At 73.0% G+C, this 16,708-nt stretch carries 19 protein-coding genes; 12 read left to right on the top strand and 7 right to left on the bottom strand.

Features of this window, described 5'->3' with window-relative positions:
* Positions 1-107: 107 nt before the first annotated feature.
* The 3 genes from PUR53_RS43040 to PUR53_RS43050 all read left to right on the top strand — a co-directional run bounded on the left by PUR53_RS43040 (position 108) and on the right by PUR53_RS43050 (position 3,617).
* A complete protein-coding gene (locus PUR53_RS43040) occupies positions 108-800 on the top strand; it encodes a class II aldolase/adducin family protein (protein ID WP_329912147.1) in 693 nt (230 codons plus the stop codon).
* A gap of 111 nt (positions 801-911) precedes the next feature.
* Positions 912-2,039 (top strand): alpha/beta hydrolase family protein, encoded by a 1,128-nt coding sequence (locus PUR53_RS43045; protein ID WP_329912148.1) that lies wholly within the window; start codon positions 912-914, stop codon positions 2,037-2,039.
* A gap of 180 nt (positions 2,040-2,219) precedes the next feature.
* Positions 2,220-3,617, top strand: coding sequence for a hypothetical protein (locus PUR53_RS43050; RefSeq protein WP_329899266.1), 1,398 nt, complete (start codon positions 2,220-2,222; stop codon positions 3,615-3,617).
* A gap of 22 nt (positions 3,618-3,639) precedes the next feature.
* Here the strand turns inward: PUR53_RS43050 and PUR53_RS43055 are convergent, their stop codons facing one another.
* Positions 3,640-4,053: a VOC family protein gene (locus PUR53_RS43055; RefSeq protein WP_329912176.1), complete on the bottom strand. Its 414-nt coding sequence runs from the start codon at positions 4,051-4,053 to the stop codon at positions 3,640-3,642.
* Between the two features lie 311 nt (positions 4,054-4,364).
* On the opposite strand from PUR53_RS43055, the gene PUR53_RS43060 reads away from it, so the two are divergent.
* The 3 genes from PUR53_RS43060 (at position 4,365) to PUR53_RS43070 (ending at position 7,438) form a co-directional block, all read left to right on the top strand.
* On the top strand, positions 4,365-5,963 hold the full coding sequence (locus PUR53_RS43060) for an ABC-F family ATP-binding cassette domain-containing protein (protein WP_329899268.1): 1,599 nt from the start codon (positions 4,365-4,367) through the stop codon (positions 5,961-5,963).
* 336 nt (positions 5,964-6,299) lie between these two features.
* Positions 6,300-6,521: a helix-turn-helix domain-containing protein gene (locus tag PUR53_RS43065; RefSeq protein WP_006123601.1), complete on the top strand. Its 222-nt coding sequence runs from the start codon at positions 6,300-6,302 to the stop codon at positions 6,519-6,521.
* Positions 6,522-6,646: 125 nt separating this feature from the next.
* The gene (locus tag PUR53_RS43070) at positions 6,647-7,438 is read left to right on the top strand and encodes an enoyl-CoA hydratase/isomerase family protein (RefSeq protein ID WP_329899269.1); all 792 of its coding nucleotides are present in this window, start codon (positions 6,647-6,649) and stop codon (positions 7,436-7,438) included.
* Between the two features lie 64 nt (positions 7,439-7,502).
* Here the strand turns inward: PUR53_RS43070 and PUR53_RS43075 are convergent, their stop codons facing one another.
* On the bottom strand, positions 7,503-8,450 hold the full coding sequence (locus PUR53_RS43075; RefSeq protein WP_329912149.1) for a nucleopolyhedrovirus P10 family protein: 948 nt from the start codon (positions 8,448-8,450) through the stop codon (positions 7,503-7,505).
* Positions 8,451-8,538: 88 nt separating this feature from the next.
* On the opposite strand from PUR53_RS43075, the gene PUR53_RS43080 reads away from it, so the two are divergent.
* Genes PUR53_RS43080 through amaP form a run of 5 tightly spaced genes read left to right on the top strand, consistent with a single transcriptional unit; the run spans position 8,539 to position 11,003 of the window.
* Positions 8,539-9,024, top strand: a complete 486-nt coding sequence (locus PUR53_RS43080; RefSeq protein ID WP_329912150.1) for an Asp23/Gls24 family envelope stress response protein — start codon at positions 8,539-8,541, stop codon at positions 9,022-9,024.
* A gap of 28 nt (positions 9,025-9,052) precedes the next feature.
* Positions 9,053-9,238, top strand: coding sequence for a hypothetical protein (locus tag PUR53_RS43085; protein ID WP_329899271.1), 186 nt, complete (start codon positions 9,053-9,055; stop codon positions 9,236-9,238).
* A complete protein-coding gene (locus tag PUR53_RS43090) occupies positions 9,235-9,645 on the top strand; it encodes a hypothetical protein (RefSeq protein ID WP_329912151.1) in 411 nt (136 codons plus the stop codon). The genes PUR53_RS43085 and PUR53_RS43090 overlap by 4 nt, the downstream gene beginning before the upstream one ends.
* Positions 9,642-10,418 carry a DUF6286 domain-containing protein gene (locus tag PUR53_RS43095; protein ID WP_329899273.1) on the top strand — a complete coding sequence of 259 codons (777 nt, stop codon included), beginning with the start codon at positions 9,642-9,644 and terminating at the stop codon, positions 10,416-10,418. Before PUR53_RS43090 ends, PUR53_RS43095 begins: the two co-directional genes overlap by 4 nt.
* Positions 10,419-10,424: 6 nt before the next feature.
* A complete protein-coding gene (amaP, locus tag PUR53_RS43100) occupies positions 10,425-11,003 on the top strand; it encodes an alkaline shock response membrane anchor protein AmaP (RefSeq protein ID WP_329899274.1) in 579 nt (192 codons plus the stop codon).
* Positions 11,004-11,019: 16 nt separating this feature from the next.
* On the opposite strand, the gene PUR53_RS43105 is transcribed toward amaP, so the two are convergent.
* The 5 genes from PUR53_RS43105 to PUR53_RS43125 form a co-directional block, all read right to left on the bottom strand.
* Positions 11,020-11,775: an SDR family oxidoreductase gene (locus PUR53_RS43105; protein WP_329912152.1), complete on the bottom strand. Its 756-nt coding sequence runs from the start codon at positions 11,773-11,775 to the stop codon at positions 11,020-11,022.
* Between the two features lie 5 nt (positions 11,776-11,780).
* Entirely contained in the window at positions 11,781-13,583 is a 1,803-nt protein-coding gene (locus PUR53_RS43110; protein WP_329912153.1) for a glycoside hydrolase family 15 protein, read from the bottom strand.
* 179 nt (positions 13,584-13,762) lie between these two features.
* Positions 13,763-14,056 carry a hypothetical protein gene (locus tag PUR53_RS43115; protein ID WP_033529192.1) on the bottom strand — a complete coding sequence of 98 codons (294 nt, stop codon included), beginning with the start codon at positions 14,054-14,056 and terminating at the stop codon, positions 13,763-13,765.
* Complete coding sequence (locus PUR53_RS43120; protein WP_329899277.1) at positions 14,053-14,652, bottom strand: sigma-70 family RNA polymerase sigma factor; 600 nt, start codon at positions 14,650-14,652, stop codon at positions 14,053-14,055. The genes PUR53_RS43115 and PUR53_RS43120 overlap by 4 nt, the downstream gene beginning before the upstream one ends.
* Positions 14,649-16,205 carry a sodium:solute symporter family protein gene (locus PUR53_RS43125; protein ID WP_329899278.1) on the bottom strand — a complete coding sequence of 519 codons (1,557 nt, stop codon included), beginning with the start codon at positions 16,203-16,205 and terminating at the stop codon, positions 14,649-14,651. The genes PUR53_RS43120 and PUR53_RS43125 overlap by 4 nt, the downstream gene beginning before the upstream one ends.
* Positions 16,206-16,389: 184 nt before the next feature.
* Here PUR53_RS43125 and PUR53_RS43130 point away from each other — a divergent pair, with 184 nt between their 5' ends.
* A complete protein-coding gene (locus tag PUR53_RS43130) occupies positions 16,390-16,629 on the top strand; it encodes a DUF3311 domain-containing protein (protein WP_329899279.1) in 240 nt (79 codons plus the stop codon).
* Positions 16,630-16,708 lie beyond the last annotated feature (79 nt).

A 16,708-nucleotide genomic window follows, 5' to 3' on the forward strand; every position in this document is an offset into this window, starting at 1 on the left:
TCGATCACCGGCCAATCACCAACTCCGGGTGACGTATGCGTATATGCACCCTCCGGCTCCGCGCTTCCACGTCCCCGTCACCGTCCGCCGCCTGGCAGGATCGCGGCATGGTCGAGCAGCAGGGGAACGCCCGGGGCGAGCGGTGGCGCGGTGTGCCGGACGATGTGGCGCACGCGTGGGACGAACTCGTCACGACGGCCCGCCGGACGGTGGCCGACGGTCTGGTCGTGGGCACCTCGGGAAACGTCTCCGTACGCGTCGGGGACACCGTCCTGGTCACCCCGACGGGAGTGCCGTACGACCGTCTGACCCCGGAGGACGTGACGGGTGTGGACCTCTCCGGCCGGCAGGTCCTCGGCACGCTCCGCCCGACGAGCGAACTCCCCATGCACCTGGCGATCCACGGCACCACCGACGCCCGTGCCGTCGTCCACACCCACGCGGTCCATGCGACGGCCGTCTCCACGCTCGTGGACGAACTGCCGCTGATCCACTACATGTCCGCCGCCCTGGGCGGACCGGTCCGCGTCGCCCCCTACGCGACCTACGGCACCCCGGAGTTGGCCGAGAACATGCTCCGCGCTTTGACAGGGCGCTCCGGTTGTCTCCTCCAGAACCACGGCACGATCACCTACGGGAGCACCCTCTCCGAGGCGTACGACCGCACGGCCCAGCTCGAATGGATGTGCAGAGTCTGGCTGACGGCATCCTCGATCCCGGGCCACACCCCACACCTCCTCACCCCCACCCAACTGACGACAGCCGCCACCCACCTCCGCGACTACGGCCAGCCGACCTAGGGCCCCGCGAACCACCACCCCACCGCTACCCCGGCCCGCTGTTCGTCTCTTCGGTCGCTCCGGTGTGCACGCCCACTGGCCGGAGGCGTGGTCGGCCAGGACACTGGAGGCGTGGGTGCAGTCAAAGCGGCGGTCGCCGCTGTCGGAGTCGCGTTCGCGGCCGGTGCGGCCAGTGTGGCGGCGGGCCGGGTGGCCAGCGACGTCGCCCTGAAGGCGCCGCCGGGCGAACCGCTGCCCACGGAACCCCGGCTGACCGTGCACGCCACCGCCGCCGGCCGCATCGCGCTGACCCGCGCCTTCGCCTCCCAGCGCCCCGGCACCTACGGCCTCACCGGCAACGGCTGCCACGCGGTCGTCGGCACCGTCCTGGACGGCGCCCCGCACGCCCCCGACACGGTCGTACGCCGCCTGGAGCGTGTCACCCACGGCACCCTGGAGCCGGGCGACAAGGTGTGGCTCACCCCCGACCTCCACCTCGGCGACCCGCGCACCGCGCTCGGCCTCGACCACGACGACGTCGAGGTCCCCGGTGAACTCGGCATCCTCCCCGCCTGGTTCGTACCCGGGGACCGGGACGTCTGGGTGATCGCCGTGCACGGCCTCGGCGCCACCCGCGAACACCCCATGAACGTCATGGAGTTCCTGCACCGCCACCACTTCCCGGTGCTCGCCCTCGCCTACCGCGGCGACCCGGGCGCCCCCCGCTCCCCGGACGGCCTGAACCACCTCGGCGAGACCGAGTGGCGAGACGTCGACGCCGCCATCCGCCACGCCGTCCGCCACGGCGCCGAACGGGTGGTCCTGCTCGGCTGGTCCACCGGCGCCACCATGGCCCTGCGCGCCGCCACCCGCTCCCCGCTGCGCGACCGCGTCGCCGGACTCGTCCTGGACTCACCGGTGCTCGACTGGACCGCCACCCTCCGCGCCCTCGCCGCGGCCCGCCGCACCCCCGGTGCCCTGCTGCCCCTCGCGGTCCGCGCCGCCCAGGGCCGCACCGGACTGCGCACCACCCCCACCGGCCAGGACACCGACGCCTCGGGGCTCAGGACACCGACCCTGCTCTTCCACGGCCCCGACGACACCGTCGCCCCCTGGGGCCCCTCCCGGCGCCTCGCCGCCCGCCGCCCCGACCGGGTCACCCTCCGCACGGTCCGCCACGCCCCGCACGGCGCCATGTGGAACGCGGACCCCAAGGAGTACGAGGAGAGCCTGCGTCGCTTCCTGACACCGCTGGTGTAGGCGTGCCGCCGGGGCGGGGGACCGGGCTCGTCGCAGACAGGTACGACCCATTCCGTTTAGCGCTGGACCAACACGATCGCCGCCGATGTCCCCCCGAAGGGACCCGTGCGTTGGCCACCCCTGTCGCCCGCTGTGACATTCCGTTTGGGTTTTCGGACCGTCAACCGGAAGACTGCCCCCGTGACGTCCCGTAATCCGCGCGACTCCAGGCTCCGACTCGTCGGCCCGCGAACCCTGGCCGCCGCTCCCCGAGCAGCAGTGACCCAGCGCCGCCGACCGGCCCCCCGGCCCCCGGAGGGCACACCGCCGCCCGTGGAACTCGCCCGCATGGCCCGCGCCGTCCTCGCGGACGCGGCCCGCGTCGCCCGCTGGGCCGATGCCGTCCTGCGTCCCGGCCGCGAGGGCGCGAGCCCCGACGGCAAGGGCACCCTCTCCGCCGCGACCGCCGAACGGGCCGCGGCCGACCTGGGGCTGACCCCGGCTCAGGTCCGCCACGACTGGGACACGGCACGTCTGGCCGGACTGGTCGAGGTGCACGGCGACAGCGCGCGCCCGGGCTGGCGCCTGCGCGCCTGGAACCGCGACGACAGCGCCGTACTGCGCGGCTGGGTCGCGTTCTTCGACGCCTGGTCCATCGCCTATCCGGAGCCCGAGGACCGGGAGCCGGCGGCGGTCGCCGAGGTCGTCTCGGCCATGCCCCAGGTCCTCTCCTTCCTCCAGCTCTCCGCCGGGCCCGTCCCCGTGGAGCAGCTCCTCGACCTCCTGGACCAGCGGGTCACCGAACTGCGCACCGAGCGCTGCGAAATCCCCTACGGCCCGCAGCCCGGGCCCGGCGCGGAGCCCACGGCCGAGGACACCCCCCTCGCCCCCCTCCTCGACTGGTCCCTGCGCGCCCTCGCCTCCGTCGGCGCCCTCACCTACGGCGACGGCCAGGCCACCCTCACCCCGCTCGGCAGCTGGGCGGTCTGGGTCAAGCTCGAACAGATCTGTGTCGCCGCGCAGAGCCCCGCCGGGAACATCGAGGTCTCCGCCGAGGACATGCTCAGAGGCTGCGCCCAGCTCCGCCCGAACGCGGCCCGCGCCGAGTACCGCGCCTGGCTCGCCGCCCGTCCCGTCGGCGGCGCCGTCACCGAGCTCATCGACGCGGCCCGCGGCGAGGACGCCCTCATCCGGGGACTCGCCTTCGAGGCGCTGCGCGTCGTCGGCGCCCCCGCCGAGCCCGACGTCCGCACCGTCGCCGACGAGACCCCGCTGCGCCCCTACGCCCTGCTGTGGCTCGCCGAGCACGACGGCGCCGACCCTGAGGACGCGCACGAGGTCCTCACCCGCGAGGAGTCCACCTGGCTCTGGGTCGACACGGCCGCCGCCGTCGCCGACCACGGCGAGGCCCCGCTGCTCGTCCGGCATCTGGAGTCGGCGGTGCAGCCCACGGTCCCCGCACTGCTCGCCGAGGTCCGCGCGGTCGGCCACCCCCGCACCGTCCAGGTCCTCGTCGCCCTCGCAGCGGCCCACCCCGACCCGGCCCTCGCCAAGGCCGTCCGCCGCGCCGCGTTCCAGGTGCACACCGGCGGCAGCTGACCCGGGAGGGCGGCGGGAGGCGTCAGCCGCCCGTCTCGGGGGCGTACGTGCCGAAGCTCCACACATTGCCCTCGGCGTCCCGGGCCATGTAGTCCCGGGAGCCGTAGTCCTGGTCCGTCGGGGGCATCAGGATCTCCACGCCGTGCTCCACGGCCCGCCGGTGATGGGCGTCCACGTCGTCCACGACGATGTACACCCCCGCCGGCCCCGCGCCCTTCATCGCGCCGTCGAAGACGCTGCCGCTGCCCTTGGAACCGACCATCACCGCGCCGTTGCCCTGCGTCAGCTCGGCGTGCTGCACGATGCCGTCCTCGCCCTCGTACACCGAGAGCTCGGTGAAGCCCAGCGCCTCCGTGAGCTGCCTGATGGCGGCCTTGGCGTCCGCGTAGAGCAGCGTCGGATAGACGCTCGGGCGTCCGTCGCTCCTGCCCGTCATAGCGATCACGACCTCTCTGTCGTCCGGTCCGTCGTCCGTCCGTCGTCCGTCCGTCGTCCGTCCGTCGTCCGGTTCCTCGTCCGGAAAACGACCCGCTGCCCAGTTTTGCACCGGCCACTGACAACGCCCCGCCGAGCGGGAGTGCGGGCGGGCCCGGTGACCGAGACCACGTGATCCCTTGTCACACGGGCGGAAAACCGCTTGCCACCCCCAGTTAGAATCGGCCCATGGCCATTCTCCTCGCGCATTAGACGGCGGGAACGTCCTCAGCCGCCCACACCCGCCACCCCCACCCGCCCTGGAGTCTGTCCGTGATCTCCGCCTCCGGTATCGAGCTGCGCGCCGGTGCCCGCGTCCTCATCGAGTCCGCCACCTTCCGCATCGCCAAGGGCGACCGCATCGGTCTGGTCGGCCGTAACGGCGCCGGCAAGACCACCCTCACCAAGTGCCTGGCCGGCGAGGGCATCCCGGCCGGCGGCACCATCACCCGCTCCGGCGAGGTCGGCTACCTCCCGCAGGACCCCCGCACCGGCGACCTCGACGTCCTCGCCCGCGACCGCATCCTCTCCGCCCGCGGCCTCGACGTACTGATCCGCAAGATGCGCGAGAACGAACAGCGCATCGCCAACGGCAGCGGCGCCACCCGTGACAAGGCCCTGCGGCAGTACGAGCGCCAGGAGACCGAGTTCCTCACCAAGGGCGGGTACTCCGCCGAGGCCGAGGCCGCCACCATCGCCGCCGCGCTCAACCTGCCCGACCGGGTGCTCGGCCAGCCGCTGCACACCCTCTCCGGCGGTCAGCGCCGCCGTATCGAGCTGGCCCGGATCCTGTTCTCCGACGCCGACACCCTCCTCCTCGACGAGCCGACCAACCACCTCGACGCCGACTCGATCGTCTGGCTGCGGGACTACCTCAAGACCTACCGCGGCGGCTTCATCGTGATCTCCCACGACGTCGACCTGGTCGAGACGGTCGTCAACAAGGTGTTCTACCTGGACGCCAACCGCGCCGAGATCGACGTCTACAACATGGGCTGGAAGCTCTACCAGCAGCAGCGCGAGGCCGACGAGAAGCGCCGCAAGCGCGAGCGGCAGAACGCCGAGAAGAAGGCCGCCGCACTGCATTCGCAGGCCGACAAGATGCGCGCCAAGGCCACCAAGACCGTCGCCGCGCAGAACATGGCCAAGCGCGCCGACAAGCTGCTCGCCGGCCTGGAGGCCGTCCGCGTCTCCGACAAGGTCGCCAAGCTGCGCTTCCCCGAGCCCGCGCCCTGCGGCAAGACCCCGCTCACCGCCGAGGGCCTGTCGAAGTCGTACGGCTCGCTGGAGATCTTCACCGACGTCGACCTGGCCATCGACAAGGGCTCCCGGGTCGTCATCCTCGGCCTCAACGGCGCCGGCAAGACCACCCTGCTCCGCCTCCTCGGCGGCGTCGAGAAGCCCGACACCGGCGAGGTGATCGAGGGCCACGGCCTCAAGCTCGGCTACTACGCGCAGGAGCACGAGACCCTCGACCCCGACCGCACGGTCCTGGAGAACATGCGCTCCGCCTCCCCGGACCTGGACCTGGTCGAGATCCGCAAGACACTCGGCTCGTTCCTGTTCTCCGGCGACGACGTCGACAAGCCCGCCGGGGTCCTCTCCGGCGGCGAGAAGACCCGTCTCGCGCTCGCGACCCTCGTGGTCTCGTCCGCGAACGTCCTGCTCCTCGACGAGCCGACGAACAACCTCGACCCCGCCAGCCGCGAGGAGATCCTCGGCGCCCTGCGCACCTACAAGGGTGCGGTCGTTCTCGTCACCCACGACGAGGGCGCGGTCGAGGCGCTCCAGCCCGAGCGGATCATCCTGCTGCCGGACGGCGTCGAGGACCTGTGGGGCGCCGACTACGCGGATCTCGTCGCGCTCGCTTGATCGAATCGGTTGATCAACTGCCGCTGGATCATTCGGCCCATCGGTGATCCATCATCTGTGTGAGCTCTCCTCGTACCGAGGTGTGTCCTACATCGATTTCACGGCCGAGTCCTTCCTCGCGAAGGGCTCGGCCGTCGCGCATCCCTGACCTGGGGCTTCACGGAACAACCCGTTCGGCCGTACGGACACGACCGGGCGGAATTGCAGGTTCCGCTCGTGGGGACGCGCTCCTGTCGTCAAAACCTTGTCGCACGGACCTTGCCGAATGGGTGGCCAACCCGCCCCAGAGGGGTGATCATGAGGAGACCAGAGCGCACTTCCCATGAGGAGGACCGGGTGGCCGAGACTCTGAAGAAGGGCAGCCGGGTTACCGGCGCCGCGCGCGACAAGCTCGCGGCAGACCTGAAGAAGAAGTACGACTCCGGTGCGAGCATTCGGGCGCTGGCCGAGGAAACCGGCCGCTCGTATGGCTTTGTGCACCGGATGCTCAGCGAGTCGGGCGTCACGCTCCGAGGGCGTGGCGGCGCGACGCGGGGCAAGAAAGCCGCGTCGGCCTGACGCCGCGCGGCCCATCGGCTTCGATGGTGGCCACCCGGTCGGTCGGCTGATCGACCGGGTGGTTACTGTGCAGTCACTTAGCATCGCTTCATCGCTCTGCTGACCGCACCCATCGGAGGCGCCCCATGGCTTCGCTCGAAACGCTGCTCGACCAGGACGGCGTACGGCTCACCGTCGACGACGCGATCGCCACGGTGACGCTGACCAATCCGGCCAAGCGCAACGCGCAGAGCCCCGCTCTGTGGCGGGCGCTCACCGAGGCCGGGCGGTCGGTGCCGGGCTCCGTCCGTGTGGTCGTGCTGCGCGCCGAGGGCAAATCATTCTCCGCCGGACTCAACCGGCAGATGTTCACGCCCGAAGGCATCGAAGGGGAGCCGTCGTTCGTCGATCTCGCGCGCCGTGACGACGCCGGGCTCGACGCGACCATCGCCGAGTACCAGGAGGCGTTCACCTGGTGGCGGCGCAACGACATCGTGTCCGTCGCCGCCGTGCAGGGGCACGCCGTCGGTGCGGGCTTCCAGCTCGCCCTCGCCTGTGATCTGCGCGTCGTCGCCGACGACGTGCAGTTCGCCATGCTCGAAACCAGCCTCGGACTCGTGCCCGACCTCACGGGGACGCACCCGCTGGTGAGCCTCGTCGGGTACGCCCGCGCGCTGGAGATCTGCCTCACCGGGCGGTTCGTCCAGGCGGAGGAGGCCCAGCGGATCGGGCTCGCCAACCTCGCGGTACCCGCCGACCAACTCGACGGCGCGGTGCGCGACCTCGTCGGTGCGCTGGTGACCGCGCCCCGGGACGCGGTCGTCGAGACCAAGGCGCTGCTGCGCGGTGCCCAGGGCCGGGGGTACGACGAGCAGCGGGCCGCCGAGCGGGCGGCCCAGGCCCGGCGGCTGCGCGACCTCGCGGGCGTCGGCGAGTAGACGGCCGGTCCGGGGCCGCCGCCTCGGGGGCCCCGGACGTCGTTCGACGGCAGGGTCCTCGGGGTCAGGTGCCGACCGCTGTGATGAGTACCGCCACCGAAGGGTGGTCCGGCAGGGAGTCGCTCACCGCCGCGCGCACCTCGCGGGCCACGTCCAGGGCGCGGCGCTCCTCCGTCACCGCCAGTTCCACGCGGACATGGCGGCGGGAGAGGGCCGGCCCGGCGGCGATGGCGACCGCGCGAGCGGGACCGTCGGCTCCGCCGAGGCCGCCCAGGACACCGAGACCCCCGAAGACGCCGGTCAGACGGGCGACGCCGGGGACGGAGAGCGCCGCCGCGGCCACCCGGGACTCCTTGTCGTCCCCGACCGCCGCCGTCGAAGCGGCCGCGGAGGACGACGGCCCGGGCGCGGGCCCGGAGGGCCCCGCATCGGTCTCCAGCGGCTTGGGCGACTCCGCGTCGGCCTCCATCAGGTCGGGCGACTCCGCGTCGGCCTCCATCAGGTCGGGCGACTCCGCGTCGGCCTCCATCAGGTCGGGCGACTCCGCGTCGGCCTCCATCAGGTCGGACGGCCCGGTGTCCGTCTCCACCAGGTGCGTCACCCGGAGATCCACCTCGGCCACCGTCAACCCGAGGCGGTCCCCAGCGGCCGCGAACAGGGCCTTCCTCAGCCGGGCCGCCGTGGCCGGTAGGGGCTCGGCGGCCGGACCCGCCGAGGCCGCGAGGTCGGCCGTGACCCGGAGCGGACCGGGCGGCAGGGCACTCGGGGGCGGCGGCACGGCCGTCTCGTGGCCGTACCCGTCCGTGTCCTCGCCCTTCTTCCCGCCGGAGTCGACGGACGAGATGCGGAGCCGGCCGAGGCTCAGCCCGGGCAGGGATCCGGCCGCGCGGCGCAGGGCCGTCCTCGCCGCGCTCTCGGTGATCCACGCGCCGTCGTGCGGGCCGCCCAGGGGGAGCACACGGCCGAGCCCCAGCTGCTGACGCACCGCCTTCGTCCAACCGTCCGCCGTCATTCCTCCAGCCTGCCGCATCCCCGGCGCGCGGTGCCGCAACCGCGCTTACTGTGGGCTGGAGGGGGGACGACCGGAAGGGGCTGACGGCATGACTGACATGACGGAGCGGAACCGGACGGAAGGGCCCGACACCACCAAGGAGTCGCCGCAGGTCGGGCGCAGGGCGACCCGGCGTGGCGGCGGTGATCCGGCGGGCCGGGGGCGTACGACCATCGCCGACGGCGTCGTGGAGAAGATCGCCGGGCTCGCCGCGCGGGAAGTGGTGGGCGTGCACGCCATGGGCAGCGGACTGTCACGGACCTTCGGGGCCGTGCGCGACCGGGTCCCCGGCGGGACCAAGTCCGTGACCCGGGGTGTGAAGGTCGAGGTCGGCGAGGTGCAGACCGCGCTGGACCTGGAGATCGTCGTCGACTACGGGGTGTCGATCAGCGACGTCGCCCGCGATGTGCGCGAGAACGTCATCGCGGCCGTCGAGCGGATGACCGGCCTGGAGGTCGTCGAGGTCAACATCGCCGTCAGCGATGTGAAGCTGCCGGACGAGGAGGACGAGGAGCCGGAGTCCCGGCTGCAGTGAGCGCGGGCTGAGTCGCTAGGAGCGCAGCATGAGCTTGGCCGTGATCGGCATGGTCGCCGGGATGGCGCTGGGCTTCGCCGGATACTTCGGCGGATTCGGAGCCTTCCTGTTGGTGGCCGCGCTGGGCGCCGTCGGCTTCGTCGTCGGCCGGTTCCTGGAGGGGGACCTGGACATGGGCGACTTCTTCCGCCCGCGTGACGACCGACGCCGATGAACCCGGCGGACAGCGGCCGTCCCCCTCAGACGCAGGAGACGCAGGAGACGCGGGAGACCCAGCCGGTAGGGGCCGTGGCGCCGGGTGGGCGAGGGGCGACGCGGATCGCCGACCGGGTGGTCGCGAAGATCGCCGCGCAGGCGGCGCGCGAGGCACTGGCGGCGCCGGCGCCCGCCTCCGCGCCCCCGAACGCCACCGTCGTCGTCGTTCACGCGACCGCGCGCGTCCGCGTCACGCTCGGGCTCCCCTACCCCTCGGACATCGGTGGCCAGTGCGCTGCGGTGCGTCGCCATGTTGCCGAGCGGGTAGGGACGTTGGCGGGAATGCGCGTGACGGAGGTGGCCGTCCAGGTGGAACGGCTGCACCTGGCACACGCACACGACGTGGCACAGGGGAGGACGCGATGAGCGAACCCCACCGCACCGAAGGCACCACGCGACGACTACCCGTCATCGAGAAGGCCGCGGACGAGACGGCGTCGGACGAGACGGTGTCGGACGAGACGAAGCCGGATGAGACGGCGTCGGACGACGTGACCGCAGGCGGCAGGGCGGCAGGCCGTGATCCGGGCCAGGCCGCGTCCGCCTCCGCCTACCACCCGCCACCCGCCCTGAACGGCGAGAAGGGCGAACACGGGGGCGAGGGGCGTTTCTGGTCCACGCGCAGAGTCCCCGCGGGCGTCCTCGCCGTGCTGCTCCTCGCCGGCGCGGGCATCTTCCTGTACGACGTCGTCGCCGTCCGCGCCGACCGGCCCGCCATGGCCTGGCGCCGCTCGCTGGCACGGGAACTCGCCGAGCGCCCCCTCGACGACACCTGGGTGCTCGTCGGCGCCGCGGTCGCCGTGCTCCTCGGCCTCTGGCTGATTGTCCTGGCCGCCACCCCCGGGCTGCGTGACGTCCTGCCGATGCGGCGCGCGCACCCCCACGTACGGGCCGGACTGCACCGGGGCGCCGCCGCGCTGGCCCTGCGCGACCGGGCCATGGAGGTGTCCGGCGTGCAGTCCGTACGGGTCCGGGCGGGACGCAAGCGGGTCGACGTCCGCGCGGTGTCCCACTTCCGGGAACTCGACGACGTACGGGCCGACCTGGACGTCGCGCTCGCCGACGGCATCCGGGGCCTGGGGCTGTCCCGGCCGCCCGCCCTCTCGGTGCATGTCCGCCGCCCCGGCCGGAAGGGGTGACATCCGATGCTGAGGATCGTCAACCGGGTCCTGCTCGGAGTCGTCGGGCTCGTCCTGCTCGTGGTCGGCGGTGCCGTCCTCGCCGTCGGGCTCGGCGCGGACCCGCCCTCCTGGTCGCCCTACGACGGCCGGAAGGACGTGCTGCTCAGCGACGCCGACCGGACGCGCTGGCACGACTCGGGGTGGTGGTGGCCCGCGGTGATCGCCGTGCTCGCCGTCCTCGTCCTGCTCGCCCTGTGGTGGCTCACGGCCGTGTTGCGCCGCCACCGCCTCGCCGAGGTGCTCGTCGACACCGGCGACGGCGAGGGCGCGCTGCTCCGGGGCCGCGCGCTGGAGGGCGTGCTCACCGCCGAGGCGGCCGAATCGGACGGCGTCGAACGCGCTCACGCCCGCCTGACCGGCCGCCGCAACGCCCCCGAGGCCCGGGTCCGCCTCCTCCTGCAGCCCCATGTGAACCCGGGGGACGCCCTGCACACGCTGACGACACAGGCGCTGGCCCACGCCAGGGAGTCGGCGGGACTGGCCGCGCTCCCGGCGGAGGTCCGGCTGCAAGGGGCCAGACACCGTGCGGAAAGGGTCAGTTGACGGTGGTCGTCGACCGTCAGAACCCGTGCCGCATCCCACCGTCGACCGGCAGCATGATCCCCGTCAGATAGGAAGCGGCCGGAGACAGCAGGAACGCCCCCGCGCGCCCGAACTCCTCCGGTCGCCCGTACCGCCGCAACGGAATGCGCGACTCGTGCGCCGCCCGCGTCGCCTCCGGGTCCGCCGACATCCCGTCCAGCTCCCGCACCCGGTCCGTGTCGATACGGGCCGGGAGCAGGCCGACCACCCGGATGCCGCGCGGCCCCAACTCGTCGGACAGCGACTTGGCGAACCCGGCGAGCCCCGGCCGCAGCCCGTTGGAGATGGTCAGCCCGGGGATCGGCTCGTGCACGGACCCGGACAGCACGAAGCCGATCACGCCGCCCTCGCCCAACTCCTCGGCCGCGGCCCGCGCCAGGCGCACCGCCCCCAGGAACACCGATTCGAAGGCGGTGGTCCACTGCTCGTCGGTGGTGTCGGCGACGAACCCGGGCGCCGGGCCGCCCACGCTGACCAGGATGCCGTCGAAGCGCCCGAAGTGGTCACGGGCGGCGGCGATCAGCCGCCCGGCGGCCTCGGGGTCCGCGTTGTCGGCGGCGACACCCACCGCGTGTGCCCCGAGCGCCGCGGCCGCCGCACTGACGCTCTCCTCCTCGCGGCCCGTGACGACCACCCTCGCGCCGTCGGCGACGAGTTCCCGCGCGACGGCGTTGCCCAGTCCGCGGGTCGCCCCGGTGACGATGTAGACACGGTCCTTCAGCCCAAGATCCATGGCCCCTATCCTGCCTTCTTCCCGTCGTAGAGGGCGAGGGCGGTGCCGACGAGACCGACGTGGCTGAACGCCTGCGGGAAGTTCCCCAGCTGACGGCCCGCGACGGGGTCGTACTCCTCCGCGAGCAGGCCCACGTCGTTGACCAGCCCCACCAGTCGTTCGAACAGCTCGCGCGCCTCCCGCGTGCGGCCGGTCAGCTGCAGGGCGTCCGCGAGCCAGAACGAGCAGACGAGGAACGTGGCCTCGCCGCCCGGCAGCCCGTCGACGGAGCCTGTCTCCGCGGTGAGGTGGTCCGCGCTGTAACGGCGGACGAACCCCTCGTGGCACAGCTCCTCACGGATCGCGTCGACCGTGCCGACGACCCGGGGGTCGTCCGGCGGCAGGAAGCCCATGAGGGGGATGAGCAGCAGCGCGGCGTCGAGTTCGCGCGAGCCGTAGGACTGGGTGAACGTGCCCCGGTCGGCGTCGTAGCCGCGTTCGCAGACCTCGCGGTGGATCTCGTCGCGCAGGGCCCGCCAGCCTTCGAGGTCGCCGCCGGTCAGGGTCGGGTCGTCCTCCAGGGTGCGCACGGCCCGGTCGGCGGCGACCCAGCACATCACCTTGGAGTGCGTGAAGTGGCGGCGCGGCCCGCGCACCTCCCACAGACCCTCGTCCGGCTTCCGCCAGGCCGTCCGCAGATACTCCATCAACGCGCACTGCATCCGCCACATGTCCGGCTTGTCGGGCAGGCCCGCACGCCGTGACACGAACACGGAGTCCATGACCTCGCCGTACACGTCCAACTGCAACTGCCGTACGGCGTCGTTGCCGACCCGGACCGGGCGCGAGCCCTCGTACCCGGACAGCCACGGCAGCTCGTACTCGGGGATGCGGCGCTCCCCGGCCAGGCCGTACATGATCTGCAGGTCGGCCGGGTCGCCCGCGGCCGCGCGGAGCAGCCAGTCGCGCCAGGCCTCGGCCTCCTCCTGGTAGCCGCAGGAGAGCAGCGCGCCGAGGGTGAGGGTGGAGTCGCGCAGCCAGCAGTGACGGTAGTCCCAGTTGCGGACGCCGCCGATCTCCTCGGGCAGGGAGGTGGTGGCCGCCGCGACGATGCCACCGGTGGGGGCGTAGGTGAGGGCCTTGAGGGTGATCAGCGAGCGGACCACGGTGTCCCGGTGCGGACCGTCGTACCGGCAGCGCGCCGCCCAGGCCCGCCAGTCGTGGAGGCTCGACCGCAGCGCCTCATAGGGGTCGACCAGACGGGGGCGGGGCTCGTGCGAGGGGTGCCAGGTCAGCACGAACGCGACCTTCTCGCCCGGCTCCACCGTGAACTCCGCGTACGTGGCCCGGTCCTCGCTCCACGACCGCACCCGGGGCTCGCTGCGCAGCCACACCGAGTCGGGGCCGGCGACCGCCACGCGGTGGCCGTCCGACCGGCGCATCCAGGGAACCGCCGAGCCGTAGTCGAACCGCAGGCGCAGGGTGCTGCGCATCGTGACCCGGCCGGACAGGCCCTCCACGATCCGTACGACGTCGGGCGCGCGGTCGCGTTGCGGCATCAGGTCGGTGACGCGTACCGCGCCCTCGTCCGTCTCCCACTCGGTGTCGAGCACGAGCGTGTCGTGCCGGTAGGAGCGCCGCGTACAGGTGCCGCCCTCGTCGGGCGCGATCCTCCAGTGGCCGTTCTCCTCGTCACCGAGCAGCGCGGCGAAGCACGCGGCCGAGTCGAAGCGCGGCAGGCAGAGCCAGTCGATGGAACCGTGGCGACTCACCAGCGCGGCCGTCTGGTGGTCGCCGATCAGGGCGTAGTCCTCGATGTGGGGATGCACGGGGGATCGGGTTCCCGGAGCGGGGGGTGATCAGTCCGGCCAGGGAAAAGAGGGCGAAGCCCGTTTTCCAGGGGCGCGGGGAACTGCGCGACCAGCCACGCACGACCCGCAGACGCGCACGGCGATCGCACCCCCTCCGGTGACGCGCCCCCACCGCCCCTTCCAGCGACGCGCCCCCGTCAGCCCGGTCCCGTCCCCGCCGTCGTCCCTCCCACCCCCGAGAAGATCACCCCGGAGCCGGACGGGGCCTGGTTCAGGACCCAGAGGCCGAGGAGCGTGGCGAGGGCGAAGACGACGAGGACCAGGACGGCCAGCACCAGCCGCCGCCGGCGCTCCCGGCGGAGCCAGTCCCCCCGCGCCGTCCGGTACGCGTCGGGGGCCGCGTGCACGCCGCCCGCCAGCGCGGCGAGCGCCGCGGCCAGCTCCCGCTCGGTGCGGTCCTGACCGGTGTCGTTGCCGGTGGTGTCGTTCATCGCCGGGCCTCCATCGCCTGGGTGAGGGCGGCGAGGCCGCGTGCGGTGTGGGTCTTGACCGAGCCGCAGGAGATGCCCATCGCGGCCGCGATCTCGCTCTCCTTCAGCCCGAGCCAGTGGCGCAGCACCAGCGCCTCCCGCTGTCGGGCGGGCAACTGCTGCAGCGCCCCGATCAGCACCCGCTGGTCGTCGTGGAGCAGCGCGGTGCTCTCGGCGGAGGCGACCGGTTCCTCCACCACCGGGGTCTCCACATGCCGGCGAGCGACCTGGAGGTGCCGTATCCGCATCCGGGTCAGGTTGCAGACCGTGGAGCGGAGGTACGCCTCCGCCGCCTCGGCGTCCCTGAGGCGCCGCCACTTGCGGTAGATCTGGTAGTACGCCTCGGCCACCACGTTCTCGGGGTCGTCCGCGCCCAGCAGCACCGCGAGTCGCAGCATCGAGGAGTAGTGCAGCTCGAACAGCCGGGCGACACCCGCCTCGCGCTCCACGTCGACGGGGTCCGCCGGAGCCGGCACCTGTCCCAGGGGCTCGGTCGCGGTCAGGGGCGCGGAGGCCGCCGGGGCCACCGGCACACGCATGTGCGTTCTGCGTCTCACGGGTTGCTCGCTCCCGTCTCGGGGCGCCGCCTGACGGTCAGGCGGGACGGTAGGTCGGTCGCGTCGGTGCCGCGCGGGACACCGAGCCGTTCGAGGACCGTCGTGCCGACGACGGCGACGGTCAGATTGAGCAGCAGGGCGAGCAGCCCGGCGTAGATCTCCAGCGAGCCGCCGCCCAGGAGCACGATGGACGAGAACCCCTCGCGCACCACCAGGAAGGTGCCGGTCACCATGCCCGCACCCCACCCCGCGAGCAGCGCCCGGGGATGCAGCCGCCCGGTGAACAGGCCGACCGCGACCGCCGGGAAGATCTGCAGGATCCACACCCCGCCGAGCAGTTGGAGGTTGATGGCGTCCTGGTCGCGCAGTCCGAAGACGAACGCCACCGCCCCCACCTTCGCCGTCAGCGACACCACCTTGGCGATGCGCACCTGACGCTTGGGTGTCGCGGTGGGCTGGAAGTACTCGACGTACACGTTGCGGACGAAGCTTGTGGCGGCCGCGATCGACATCACCGCCGCCGGGACCAGCGCGCCCACGGTGATCGCGCCGAACACCAGTCCGGCCAGCGGCCCCGGCATCAACCGGTCCACCAGCATCGGTACGGCCGCCTCGGCACCGCCCTCGGGGGCCCGGACCCCTGCGGCGAGCGCCGCTATCCCGAGGAAGCCGAACAGGGCCAGCAGCCCTGTCCAGGCGGGCAGCGCCACGGCGACCTTGCGGACCGTGCGCGGTCCGTCGGCGGCGAACCCGGCGGTCAGCACGTGCGGGTACATCAGCAGGGCCAGCGCCGAGCCGAGCGCGAGAGTCGCGTAGGCGGGCTGCTGTTCGGGCGCCAGGAGGAGCGCGGACTCCTCGACGCTCGTACCGCCGAGCCGCCGGGCCGCCCCCGTGAAGACCGCGCTCGGGCCGCCGAACCGTTCCAGCACCAGCCAGCACACGGCGGTGAGCGACACGAAGACGGCCACCGCCTTCAGCGCCGAGATCACGGCCGGCGCCCGCAGCCCGTGCCGGTACGTCGCCACCGCGAGCCCCGCGAACAGCGCGACCATCACCAGATCACCGGCCGCGCCCTTCGGGTACACACCCCCGGCCGTCAGCACCGCCCTTATGCCGAGCAGTTGCAACGCCAGGTACGGCATCGTCGCGAGGATCCCGGTCAGCGCCACCACCAGGGCGAGCGGCGCCGAACCGTACCGGCCGCGCACGAAGTCCCCGGCCGTCACGTACCCGTGCCGCCGGGCCACGTCCCACAGCCGGGTCAGCAGGACGAAGGCCAGCGGGCAGACGATCACCGTGTACGGCACCGCGAAGAACGCCGGCGCCCCGTTGCCGTACGCCAGCCCCGGTACGGCGGTGAAGGTGTACGCGGTGAAGATCGTGCCGCCGAGCAGCATCCAGGTCCACACCGGGCCGAGGGCGCGGTCGGCCAGCGCCCAGCCCTCCAACGAGGGCAGCCGGTCGCTGGGGCGCAGCCGGCGCGCGGTGACGGCGAGCAGCGACGCTCCGCCGATCACGGCGAGGAACGTCGCGGTCATGGCAGCGTCCGCCATGGGTCACCGTCCTTGGTGGGCCTGGGCCCGGGTGTACCTCGGCCCTCGCGTGTTGGTTGCGTGGACGGCCGGTTCGGATGACAGGGAATCGGCGCGAAATCTTCTGGAAATTCGCTGTCAACCGATCCCGAGGAGTGGGCAACTCTTGCACAGACCCACAGGAAGCGGGAGAGGAGAGCAGGTCATGGCACGGACCGGTCACCACCGGCTACGGCGCGTCGCGATCGCCGTACTGCTCCTCGCGCCCGCCGCGGGACTGCTCTGGGTCCCCTGGTACGCCGGTGCGGAGCCACGGCTCGCGGGAACGCCGTTCTTCTACTGGTACCAGCTCGCCTGGGTCCCGGGATGCGGCCTCTGTCTGCTCGCCGCGTACGCGCTGACGGACCGGCGGCGCTCCGCCGGGCACCGCGACCGACATCGCTGACCGGCGGCAGCAGCCGCACCGTCCCCCTCTTCCCTTCCGCTTCTTCTGTTCTCTGCCGTACCCCCGTTGAAATCAGGAG

The sequence above is a fragment of the Streptomyces sp. SP18BB07 genome, assembly GCF_036322545.1.
In the GTDB taxonomy this organism is placed as follows: domain Bacteria; phylum Actinomycetota; class Actinomycetes; order Streptomycetales; family Streptomycetaceae; genus Streptomyces; species Streptomyces deccanensis.